Source organism: Dehalococcoidia bacterium, from assembly GCA_030648205.1.
In the GTDB taxonomy this organism is placed as follows: Bacteria; Chloroflexota; Dehalococcoidia; order JAUSIH01; family JAUSIH01; genus JAUSIH01.
The window spans coordinates 1-10485 of sequence record JAUSIH010000062.1; the positions used below are offsets into that span (position 1 = coordinate 1).

Genomic DNA, 10485 nt, shown 5'->3' on the forward strand with positions numbered 1-10485 from the left:
TCCCGCCACCACCGATCGCGTTGCGGGATTGAGACGAAAATCGGAAAATGTGCCTGCCTGAGTTGCTAACATGCCGCGCTGACTCCTTACCATTGGGAAAATATGACTAGCCAGTCAGCGCGAGTCTTGAGAGTGGGTGAACAGGAAACGCGGAGGATCCTGCGCAGGACCAAGCTGTGAAACCGGGCTGACAGTATAGACCATTCGATTTAGTATACCATGATATTGGAATTCGGGTTCCGTTTCATTTGAGTTGATGCTGCTGAAGATTGGTGTCTGGCCCAACCTTTGCCCTAATCAAAACGGAACGGAACCCTCAGGGGCTACACCTGTACTGAACACAGGGAGATTCCTCGTCCTTCCGCGAAAAGGACTCGGAATGACAGACGACCCTTCGTTGCCATTCCAAGCGCAGTGAGAAATCTCCTTAGCGCCGCCACGCGGAGACGGTCCTTGCGCTGACAAAGATGTCGTTTCAAATGGATGTTGGCTGGTCATCAGGGAAAGTCTGACCCCCGTAGTGAGGCCGCCAGATGTTGGACATCTTGATTTAGGTATCTCGGATTCCTGTTGCATTACGTTGGATTCTGGACTCAGCCAGAGCGCCAATCTCGATAGGCAGCCGTACTCGTTGATCACGGTGACGCATGGGACTGCGCCTCGCCGATTGGGGAGCCTTCGCCATGACGAAGGCTCTCTTCGATTAAGCTGTCGCCGCGGCGGTCGTGTGTCCCAGAAGATACAGAAGGCCGTCCTTCAGTTCGGCGTACTCGGGCATGTGGACCATGGCGCGCTTATCACGGGGACGAAACATGTTCACCATGACGACTGCGCTGATCGTCGCGCGCGGGCCGTTGCTCATGACGGCTATGCGGTCGGAGAGGAAAATAGCCTCGTCTATGTCGTGCGTGACCATGACGACTGTCTCCGACGCCCTGTCAAAGCTCCACAGCTTGACCAGCTCGTCCTGAAGGGCGGAGCGCGTGAGCGCGTCCAGAGATCCGAACGGCTCGTCCAGAAGCAGTATCTTCGGCTGCACCGCGAACGCTCGCGCGATGGCGGTGCGTTGCTTCATGCCACCTGAAATCTGAGCGGGCCTTTTCTTCTGGTGTTCGCTGAGACCGACTTTTCGCAGAATAAACTCGGTCCGGTCTTCCTTTTCAGCCTTCGGCTCGCGCGGGAATACGGCGTCGATCGCCTCATACACGTTCTCCCGAACGGTCATCCACGGCAGCAGCGCGTGGTTCTGGAAGACCATGCCACGGTCAGGGCCGGGGCCGTTGATCGGCTGGCCTTCCAGCATGAGCGAACCAGTGGTCGGGAAGTCCAACCCCGCGATCATGTTGAGCAGCGTGGATTTACCGCATCCGGAGTGGCCGATGATGCTCACGAACTCGCCGCGCTGAATGTCCAGGTTCACGTCCGAGAGGGCCGTGTATGTAGAGCGGCCCACTGAGAACGATTTTGATACGCTTTGAATGCGCAGGTACGGTTCCATCAGGCCACCTCCCCGTAGGAGAACCGTTTCACCAGGAACTGGAACACACGATCAAGCGCGAGGCCGACGATGCCTATTAGCAGGATGGCTGAGATTACCCTCTGCAGATTGAGGGCGTTCCAACTGTCCCATATGAAGAAGCCAATACCCGTCCCGCCGGAGAGCATCTCCCCCGCGACAATCACTAACCAGGCAATTCCCATGCTTAGCCGCAGACCGGTGAAGATGTGCGGCATGCTGTACGGCAGCAGCACACGGGTCAGGTACTTCCATCTGGAGAACTTGAAGACGCGCGCCACGTCCTTGTGCGTCTGAGGCACGCTGCTCACGCCAAACGCGGTGTTGATGACCGTGGGCCAGAGCGACGTTATAAAGACGATAAACAATGTCGCGTTGTTGGCTGAGTGCAGAATGGCGAGGCCGACTGGAAACCAGGCGAGCGGAGAAATAGGCCGCAGGATTTGGACAATGGGGTCCATGATCCTGCGAGCGAACGGGTTGGACCCAATCAGAATGCCCAGAGGTATGGCCACTGCCGATCCCAGCGCGAACCCTATGAGAACACGCTGCAGTGAGGCGAACAACTGAAGCCCGATACCCTTGTCGTTCGGGCCGTTGTCATACAGCGGGTTGATGATCATCTCCCAGAACACCTTCAGCGTGGCAATGGGGCCGGGCAGGTCCTTGGCAAGAAGGGAGATGAGTGCCCATACGCCGGCGAGCGCCACCGCGGACCCAATCATGGATAAAGCGGTGACAACCCACAGTGGCGGGTTAATCCGCATATTCTTCGTTATGACCACAAGCGGTGAGGGCCTGCGGACCGCGGTCATCGGAGTATCTGCGAGAGTGGTCATTTCAGAGGACCTCCCACGGTCTTCAGGTAGGCTGCAGGGTTGGCCGGGTCAAAATAGGCGTTATCAAGTGTTATCGTAAACGGTTTCATGTCGTCATCCGGTATGGGTATGTTCATCTCCTGAGCAACCTCTCGATAAAGGTCTGACAGGATGAGTCTGTCCGCTATTGCCTTCGTGTCCGGCAGCTCCTTCAAATAGCCGAAGCGCACGTACTGAGCCATGAACCAGACGGCGTGGCCGCGCCGCGGCATGTTGACGAATCCGTTGTTATAGAAGCGCATGGAGTCGTCAGTGAACTGGCGCTTCCCCAACGTGCCGCCCAAGTCGTAGTCTCCCTTGAGCCGCGCGTCAATGACGTCCGCGCTGGCGTTCACGTAGGACTGCTGGCCGATGATTCGCGCGACTTCCGCCGTGTTCTTCGGATCTTCTATGTATTGTGAAGCCTCAAGTATAGCTTTCATCATAAGCTTCAGGTCACCGCGGCGCGCCTTGGCGAAATCCGCGTTCACGCCGAGCGCTTTCTCGGGGTGGTTCTTCCAGATGTCCTGCGTTGCGATTGTTGTGAAGCCTATGCCTTCCTTCACGGCGACTCCGCCCCACGGCTCTCCAACGTTGAAGCCGTCCATGTTTCCGACTTTCATGTTCGCCACCATCTGTGGAGGTGGGATGGTGATGATCTTGACGCCCTTCTGGTCAACGCCTGCCGCTGCCAGCCAGTAGCGGAGCCACATATCGTGGGTACCGCCCGGGAAGGTCATGGCAAACGTGACCTCTTTCTTCTTGGCCTTGAGTTCATCTACCGCAGCCTTCACTTTGGAGAGATCGCCGTAGCCGACCTTCCCGCCGAAGCCCTCAATTGAGAGAGTCGTCGCCTGGCCGTTGTTATTGAGCATCATCGCTATGTATATTTCCTTGCCTGCCGGGCCGCCGATTCCGTTGTAAACGGAGAAGGGCATGCCGAAGAGCATGTGGGCGGCCTGAATGTCGCCGCTCAACAGGCTGTCGCGCGTGCTCGCCCAAGAGGCCTGCTTGATCAGGTCCACGTTAAGGCCGTACTTCTTGAAAAACCCCTTCTCCAGCGTGATCACGACGGACGCGTTGTCCGTCAGCGAAATGAAGCCAACCTTGATCTTTTCTCCGCTGCCAGTCTGCGGCGCGGCGGCAGCGGAGGCCGGCGCTTCAGGCTTGGCTGGAGCGGGCGCCGCCGGGGCAGCGTCGCATGCGGCGACCGTGATCGCCATGAGCACGGTCAGGATAGAGACGAAGACATTTCTCGCGAAGCCTGGACGACGGGCGGCGGTTCGCCGCGCAACAAGACCGCTCAAGGTAACTTTATGAGTCTCCATAGAGCCTCCTATCCGAAAGTTCCCAAAACCGACATGGGGGATGTGCCGGATTGCTCGGATCGCTCTCCGAAGCGCCGCGCCTGTGCTTGGACAGGCCGCATCTCAGAACCATGCCCGTTCATGACAAGATATAGTCAGATTAGACGAGGCAAGTTGCCGACGAATTACGCAACGGTTACTGTCCGGTAACGATTGTGTAAAGGGCGCGTGAAGCCTGTCGCCGCAGCGTGGGTCGGGGACGCGAGCGAGACGGGGCTAGACGCTGGCGGAGACCAGGACTAGTACCTACCTGCGGAAAAGTTATGGCGTCCGTTCAAAGCTGCGTCAAAGCTGGACATTCGTCACGGAACTTTCGCAGCTAAGTACTAGTGTGCAGCTCTACCGAGAGACTAGGAGACGATCCGACCAACCAAAAGCAAGGAGAACCGTTGCAGGTGCCACGGGTTTCTCCCAGAATGACATAAGAACACATGTCACCTGAGTCTTTCCGTAAAAGGACTCGGAATGATAGCACGCCGCCCTACACCGCGAACGCCGCGAACTTGATCTCCGTCATCGCCTCCATGGCGAAGCGCACACCCTCGCGGCCCTGCCCGCTCAGCTTGATGCCGCCGTACGGCATGTGGTCGGCGCGATAAGCCGAGCTGTCATTGATGATGACGGAGCCGACCTCCAGTTCCTCGATAGCCTGGAAGGCCTCCCGGATGTCGTTGGTGAAGACGCCCGCGTTGAGGCCATACTTGGACTCGTTCGCCAGGGCGATGGCCTGACGCCACTCGTCGAACGGTTCCAGCACCACCAGCGGCGCGAACGCCTCCTCGCGGCAGACCTTCGCCTCATGGTCCACGTTCGTGAGCACCGCCGGCTCCACGAACTTTCCGCGCCGCTTGCCGCCCAGGAGCAGCCGGGCGCCGCCCTGAACCGCCTCCTGAATCCACTCTTCGCTCCGCCGCGCGTTCTTCTCGTCAATCATCGGGCCCACGTCCGTCGCCGGGTCCTGGGGGTCGCCCACCTTCAGCGCCCTGACCCCGTCCAGGAAGATGGGCACGAAGCGGTCCCACACGGAACGCTGCACGTACATGCGCTGCACAGAGATGCAGATCTGCCCCGCGTACGCGAAGCCACCCACCGCGCACGCCTGCGCGGCGGCCTCCAGGTCGGCGCTGGCCGACACGAGGTTCGCCGAGTTGGAGCCAAGCTCCAGGATGAGCTTCTTCATCCCCGCCTTGTCCCGAATGGACAATCCAACGCCCACGCTGCCGGTGAAGCTGACCATAGCGACCTTCGGGTGCGTGACCAGCGCCTCGGAGACGGCGGGCGGCGCCGGGACAATGTTCACCACGCCGTCCGGCACTCTCGCCTCGCGGAAGACCTCCCCTGTCAGGAGGGCGGTCAGGGGACCTTGCGGCGGCGGCTTCCAGACGACCGTGTTGCCGACGGCCAGCGCCGGAGCGATCTTGTGCGCCGCGAGGTTAAGCGGGAAGTTGAAGGGCGCGATGGCCGCCACGACACCGATGGGCTGACGGATGTAGAACCCGTGCCGCCCCCGTCCGTTGGGCACGGCGTCCATGGTGAGCGCCTCGCCCCAAAGATGGCCGGCCTCCTCCGACGCCTGACGGAACGTGGTCACGCTGCGGGCCACCTCGCCGCGGGCCTGCTTGAGCGGCTTGCCCACCTCCCGCGCGATGCTGCGGGCCAGGTCCTCGCCGCACGCCTCGATGCCCTTGCTGATGCGAAGCAATATCTCCGCCCGCTGGTGCGCGGGCGTCTTGCGGTAGGACGCGAAGGCGGCGGCGGCGGATTCAATCGCCTCCGTCATCTGCTGCGCGTCGGCCTGGGCTACAACAGTCAGCACCTCGTCGTTATAGGGATTGCGGTGCTCGTACGTCTCCCCTTTCCCCGGGACCAGCCTGCCGTTAATGAGCAACTGAGTCCGGACGAAAGAGGCCGCAATCCTGGAAGTCATAGTCCCACCTCCACCCATGCGATTGCCTTGATTAAGTGCGGACCGTCGCCTTGTGCTTCTGGCAGCGGTCGCCTACGGGGCACGGCATCTCCGCCAGGCGCCGGGTGAGCCGCATGTTTTCCTCCGCGTCCACCGGCACGGCGATAACGCTCGACTGGGTGGAACCCAGCGCCGCTTCCAGCATCCTGTGCAGGTCGCCGGGCTGCTCCACCAGATACCCCTTTGCCCCGAAGGACTCGGCCAGCTTGACCCAGTCCGGATTACCGAAGTCCACCCCGAAGACCGTCCTGCCCTCGGCCTCCTGCTTCCACTTGATGAGGCCGTAGCTGCGGTCCACCCAGACGACAACGGTGACGGGCAGACCCAGGCGCACCGCCGTCTCCATCTCCATCAGCGTCATCAGGAACCCGCCGTCGCCCACCGCGGCCACGACTTTGCGCTCGGGGAACGTCAGCTTGGCCGCGATGGCCGCAGGCAGGCCGAATCCCATCGCCGAGTAGCCATTGCTCAGAAGCACGGTGCCAGGCATGTACGCCGGGTAGTAGCGGGCAATCCACATCTTGTGCGCGCCCACGTCGCTTACCAGGATGTCCTCCTCGCCCAGGGCCTGGCGTATCTCGCGAATGACCTGCTGGGGCTTCATGGGAACGGACGTGTCATCCGCGTGGCCCCGGCGTTCGGCTGCGGCGGCGGCAGAGAGGGCGCGGACACACTCCGCCTCCTCCTCTGACACCTTGTACCGCAGTAGGCCGCCCAATTCCTCCAGCGTCTCCCGGATATCCGCCACAACCTCCACGTCTGTACGGTAGAAGCGGTCAACCTCAGAGGGCATATAGTCAATATGCGCGATGTGCTTGGAGCGGTCGTGGTTCCACCGCTCCGGGGGGTACTCCACCTGGTCATACCCCACGGCGATGACCACGTCCGCATGACACATGCCGCTGGTGCAGAGGTCGTTGCCGCCGGGCATCCCAAGCGGCATGAGGGACAGAGGGTCATGGTCGGGCATGGCCCCTTTGCCCATGAACGTGTGAGTGACGGGGATGCCGGAGTTTTTGGCGAAGCGACGCAGCTCCACGGCAGCCTCGGGGCGGCGCACCGCGCTGGACCCCGCCAGGATTAGGGGCGACCGCGCCTCTCCGATGAGCTTGGCGGCGCGCTCAAGCGCAAGCTTGTCCGGCGATGAACGACGGGCGGGGCGCGTCATGAGCGGCGTGACGTCGGCCTGTGTCTCCGCCCGCTGCACGTCCGTGGTCAGCTCAATGTGGCAGGCGCCGGGCTTCTCCTGCTGGGCGAGCATGAAGGCCTTCCGGACCACCTCGGGGATAACCTCAGGCTGAACGACACGGATGTTCCACTTGGTGATCTTCTCGAAAATGCCGACCACGTCCACGAACTGATGGGATTCCTTGTGGACGCGGTCCAGGCTGGTCTGGCCGGTGATGGCCACGAGCGGCGCGAAGTCCAGGGTGGCGTCCGCGATGCCCGTCGTCAGGTTTGTGGCGCCCGGCCCCAAGGTGGCCAGGCACACGCCCGCATGGCCGGTGAGGCGGCCATACGCGTCGGCCATGAAGGCGGCGCCCTGCTCGTGGCGCGTGACGATGAAGCGGATAGAGGAGTTCCGGAGGCCGTCTATGACGTCAAGGATCTCCTCGCCGGGGACGCCGAAGACGAACCGGACGCCCTCGGCCTCCAGACACCTGATGAGAAGCTCGGCCGCGTGCATGGCGCCTCCTGCTTCGGCATATCTGCGGGTCTGCCGTTCCGCACGGGGACTCCACTCCCAGTGTATCCCCGCGGGAACCCGTCCGGCAAGTACGGCGAACGCGAGCAGACGTCGGCGTCATCGCTCAGGGTAAACTCCGCGAGGATTTTCCCTCGACCCGCTCTCAGCCCACATCCCACCAGGGGAGGCTCCTCGTCCTTCCGCGAAAAGGACTCGGAATGACAGGAATTGAGGTTCCTGACAGGGCGTTACACGTCCTCCGCGTCGAAGAAGCCCTTGAAGCTGGGGCTGACCGCGCTCACATCGCGCCACACGTCGTCCGGAATGCGGGCCAGCAGGCCCTCCGCCTCCGCGGCCACGCTGCCGTCGGGGAGCAGCGCCCGCGCCCTGACCTCCATTGTCCGCTCGCGCCGTCGCAGCAGCTCCGCCTCGATGCGGAGCCTGTCGCCGATGTGCACCGGCTTGCGATGGCGGAACACCACCTTCGCGGTCACCATCCACTGCCGCTCCAGCATCGGAACGCGACCCATCGTCTCGTCCAACGCGGCGAAGAGCACGCCGCCGTGGAGCAGCCCCGGATAGCCCTGGAGATCCGGTTGCGGGACGAATTCGGAGACGACCTTCGCGCCTTCGCGCCGGAACTTGAGCTTGAGCCCCTGCGCGTTCCTCTGCCCGCAGGCAAAGCACCGCTGGTAGTCGGTCCTGTCGTTCAGCGCGGGCGATGGCCGGGGAGCGGACTCAGGCATACGTACAACTCCTCGACGAGAGATGGCCGTCAGGCTGGCTTCACTCCTGTGTGGATGGCGACTGTGCCGAAGCCCGCCAGCCGCCAGCGCACGTCCCCGAAGCCCGCCTCTCGCAGAGCGGCGGCGACCGAGGCGGGAGGCGCGAACGCCTCCGATGTCGTGGGCAGGTACGTGTACGCCTCCCGGTCGCGCGCGAAGATGGCGCCCATGAGTGGGATGACCCGCCGCTGATAGAAGCGGATGAGCGCGGGCCGCAGTCCTCGCGGCGGCAACGGCGTCGTCTCCAGCAGGGCGATGCGCCCGCAGGGCGCCAGCACCCGGTGCGTCTCGGCGAACATGCGGCGGTAGTCGGCCACGTTGCGCAGGCTGAAGCCGGACGTCACGCAGACGAAGGCGCCCGCGGGGAAGGGCAAGTCCAGAGCGTCGCCCACGAGAAAGGCCGTCCGAACGGACAGGCCGTCGCGCCGCGCCTTGTACTGTGCGAGCCGCACCATCTCGGAGACCAGGTCCAGGCCCACCGCCTGGCGGATGCCCGGCTGACGCGCCAGCGCGAAGGCCAGGTCGCCGGTCCCGGACGCGATATCCAGGGCGCGCCCTTGCTGTCCCTCCGCGGCCAGGCGTGCGGTCAGGCCCTTCCAGCCGTGGTGCATGCCCCCTGTCATGAGCGTATTCATGACGTCGTACCGCCGCGCGATGCGGGCAAACATCGCCTCGACGTACCGGACCTTCTCCTCGCCCCGAAGTTGCGCCATCACCCTATCCGCACCCAGGCGCACCATCGCTTCTCCAGGTAGTCCAGCACGAAGTAGATGGCGAGACCAAGCAGCGCCATGGCGACCACGCCGGCGTACATCTGGGCGTAGGCTAGCCGCGCCCACGACTCCACCAGGATGTAGTAACCGAGGCCGGACGAGGTGCCGAAAGACTCCACGAAGAACAGCACGGCAATCGCCGTGCCCGTGCTGACGCGCAGGGAGGTCAGAATAGCGGGCAGACAGGCCGGGAAATAGACGTACCGCAGGATGTGACGCCGCCGCGCGCCCAGTGAACGGACCGACTGGATAAGCTCGGCGCGAATACCGGCGGCGGCGTCGCGGACCACCAGCAGGACCTGGAAAAAGAGAACGAGGGAAATCATGATCACCTTGGTCGTGTCGCCCAGACCGAAAAACATGAGCAGGATGGGCAGCAGCACGATCTTGGGAATGGGATACCCCAGGTAGATGAGCGGACCGGCGATGGCGTTGCCCCATCGGCTCAGGCCAACAGCCAGCCCCATCGGCGCGGCGATGGCGACCGCAAGGGCGACGGAGACGAGGACGCGGGCCGCGCTGACCAGGAAGTGCCTGACCAGGTCGCCCTTAACGACGGCGGCGACCAGGGCCAGAAAGACCTCGCCGGGCCCCGGCAGCACCTCCGAGGCCACCACCAGCGTCAGCGCCTCCCAGGCAAGGATGAGACCCACCACAGCGATGGCCAGGGAACCGTTCGTAACCTTCATCCACCGGCCCCCTTGCCCCGTTCCTGGACATGCCCGCGCACCTGGCCGCACATGGCGTAGAAAGCCGGGTCGCCCCGGTAGCCCGGACTGCCCGCGCGGGCGTTCTCCACCACCAGCGCCGAGCGGATGGGGGGTCGGGACACCACCAGGATGCGGCGGCCCAGGAACACCGCCTCCTCGATGTTGTGCGTGACGAGGACAGTCGTCATATCCGTTCCACGCGCCAGGTCCATGACAAGGGCTTCAAGCTCCTCGCGGGTGAGCGTGTCCAGAGAGCTGAACGGTTCGTCCATGAGCAGCAGGTCAGGCTTGAGGGCCAGCGTCCGCGCGATGGCCACCCGCTGCCGCTGGCCGCCGGAGAGCTGCGACGGATAGTGGTGGGCGACCTCCGTCAGGCCGACCCGCGCCAGCCACGTGGCGGCGGCCTGCCTGCGCTCCTCGGTGGGCATGCCGCGGATGCGCAGTCCCAGCATCACGTTCTCCGCCGCGGTGGCCCACGGGAGCAGGCCGTAGTCCTGCAAAATGAGGCCGGTGGCGCGGCGCGGCTTGACGAGGGGCTTCCCGTCCACGAGCACGCGCCCGGACAGGGGCTGGCGCAGGCCCGTCAGCAGGTACAGCAGCGTAGTCTTGCCGCACCCGGACGGGCCGATGACCGCCCAGGCCTCGCCGCGCTCCACGCGCCAGTCGAAGCCATCGAAGACAGGCGCCTTCCCCTCGTACGCGAAGACGAGACCGGAGACCTCAATGATCACGTGGCGACCTCAGGCAATCGCGGAAACAGCGGCTAGCGCGCCAGGAACCGGTCATCCACCATGTTCGTGTAAGAGACCGGCTTGGACATGAGG

General features: G+C 63.4%; 9 protein-coding genes. All 9 read right to left on the reverse strand.

The annotated features are described in order from the left end of the window. Positions 1 to 703: 703 nt before the first annotated feature. The 9 genes from Q7T26_08075 to Q7T26_08115 all read right to left on the reverse strand — a co-directional run bounded on the left by Q7T26_08075 (position 704) and on the right by Q7T26_08115 (position 10392). Entirely contained in the window at positions 704 to 1498 is a 795-nt protein-coding gene (locus Q7T26_08075; protein ID MDO8532109.1) for an ABC transporter ATP-binding protein, read from the reverse strand. Further along, positions 1498 to 2355, reverse strand: coding sequence for a nitrate ABC transporter permease (ntrB, locus tag Q7T26_08080; protein ID MDO8532110.1), 858 nt, complete (start codon positions 2353 to 2355; stop codon positions 1498 to 1500). The genes Q7T26_08075 and ntrB overlap by 1 nt, the downstream gene beginning before the upstream one ends. Beyond that, entirely contained in the window at positions 2352 to 3701 is a 1350-nt protein-coding gene (locus Q7T26_08085; GenBank protein MDO8532111.1) for a CmpA/NrtA family ABC transporter substrate-binding protein, read from the reverse strand. Before Q7T26_08085 ends, ntrB begins: the two co-directional genes overlap by 4 nt. Positions 3702 to 4221: 520 nt before the next feature. Continuing rightward, the gene (locus Q7T26_08090; GenBank protein MDO8532112.1) at positions 4222 to 5667 is read right to left on the reverse strand and encodes an aldehyde dehydrogenase family protein; all 1446 of its coding nucleotides are present in this window, start codon (positions 5665 to 5667) and stop codon (positions 4222 to 4224) included. Between the two features lie 31 nt (positions 5668 to 5698). Beyond that, a complete protein-coding gene (locus Q7T26_08095; GenBank protein ID MDO8532113.1) occupies positions 5699 to 7393 on the reverse strand; it encodes an acetolactate synthase large subunit in 1695 nt (564 codons plus the stop codon). Between the two features lie 248 nt (positions 7394 to 7641). Further along, positions 7642 to 8139 (reverse strand): PaaI family thioesterase, encoded by a 498-nt coding sequence (locus Q7T26_08100; GenBank protein ID MDO8532114.1) that lies wholly within the window; start codon positions 8137 to 8139, stop codon positions 7642 to 7644. A gap of 29 nt (positions 8140 to 8168) precedes the next feature. Beyond that, positions 8169 to 8891 (reverse strand): ubiquinone/menaquinone biosynthesis methyltransferase, encoded by a 723-nt coding sequence (locus Q7T26_08105; GenBank protein ID MDO8532115.1) that lies wholly within the window; start codon positions 8889 to 8891, stop codon positions 8169 to 8171. Then, on the reverse strand, positions 8891 to 9640 hold the full coding sequence (locus Q7T26_08110) for an ABC transporter permease (protein ID MDO8532116.1): 750 nt from the start codon (positions 9638 to 9640) through the stop codon (positions 8891 to 8893). The genes Q7T26_08105 and Q7T26_08110 overlap by 1 nt, the downstream gene beginning before the upstream one ends. Then, complete coding sequence (locus Q7T26_08115) at positions 9637 to 10392, reverse strand: ATP-binding cassette domain-containing protein (GenBank protein MDO8532117.1); 756 nt, start codon at positions 10390 to 10392, stop codon at positions 9637 to 9639. The genes Q7T26_08110 and Q7T26_08115 overlap by 4 nt, the downstream gene beginning before the upstream one ends. Positions 10393 to 10485: the final 93 nt, after the last annotated feature.